Origin of the sequence: Faecalibacillus intestinalis, from assembly GCF_003024685.1 — a bacterium.
Lineage (GTDB): Bacteria > Bacillota_I > Bacilli_A > Erysipelotrichales > Coprobacillaceae > Faecalibacillus > Faecalibacillus intestinalis.
This window is the reverse complement of record NZ_PYLQ01000046.1, coordinates 1-974: the sequence shown is the minus strand read 5'-3', so window position 1 is coordinate 974 and position 974 is coordinate 1. Positions and strand designations below refer to the sequence as shown.

The 974-nt window shown below is 27.3% G+C and carries 2 protein-coding genes; both read right to left on the bottom strand.

Annotated features, from left to right (window positions below; translation table 11 throughout):
- Nucleotides 1-508: hypothetical protein (locus C7U54_RS14405; protein WP_206603634.1), on the bottom strand; the 508-nt coding region annotated here is incomplete at its 3' end.
- 77 nt (nucleotides 509-585) lie between these two features.
- Nucleotides 586-918, bottom strand: coding sequence for a hypothetical protein (locus tag C7U54_RS14400; protein WP_107030728.1), 333 nt, complete (start codon nucleotides 916-918; stop codon nucleotides 586-588).
- Between the last annotated feature and the right edge of the window lie 56 nt (nucleotides 919-974).

The window sequence follows — 974 nt, the reverse complement described above, 5'->3', positions numbered from 1 at the left end:
ATTTAAAATATTTTTCTATCTCTTTCACTTCATCTTCAGGTATATCTAAAAATTGAATAGCTTCTTTAAATGACATTTTTAGCTTTATCATTAGTTTTCTTATATTTTTAATTCTTTCATTTTGTGTTCCTTGTTCTATTCCTTTTTCAACACCTATTCCAATTCCTTTATTTAAATATTCTTTTTCTAGTATATTTGCATAATCACACACTTCCCTGACCTCCTTTTCTATTTCTTTAAATCCATATTCTTTCATGATTCTTATTTTTCCTTGATAATCTAATATATTATTCAAGAATACTACTAATGGTGTTAATATTTCATCATACTCTTGATACTTTTTACTAGTATCATGTTCTTTATCCAAGTATATCACGATTTGTTCTCTTTTGTCATAGCTTTCCAATTTTTCTAGATGCTTTTTTTCATCTGTTTTACAAATACTCACTTGTCCATCTCTTTTTTTTGCTGCTTGTGGGAGTATCCATATTAAATAGACTTTTTTCATCCCATCATAGTTTTGATCATTATATTCCTTTCCCCATTGTGTTGTCTGTATTCTTGATAAATATGCATCTCCTCTTGTTATGAGAGAATATTTGGATAGGCATCATTTTGTATTTCTACATTCAAATAGATTCTTTTGATTGTATGATCTAATTGTGGTAAATCAATACATCCAAAGAAATCAAACCTGACTGTTCCATATCCTGGTATCGAATTTTCATTATTCAATCTTTGAAAACGATGCTCATCTTGTACAATTTTGATAATCTCTTCAATACTTAAATGTTTTGCTTCTTCTACAAATTCTTTGATGATTCTTGATAACATTTCTTCATGACTGATCATCAATTTACAATTTTGATCCAACATGATTTTATGCTGACTAAGTGTATCTTTTATTATAGTATCCATGGTTTTACCTCCACTATGTATATCGTCATTTTTTTATCTTTTTTCTTCTTTTTTAT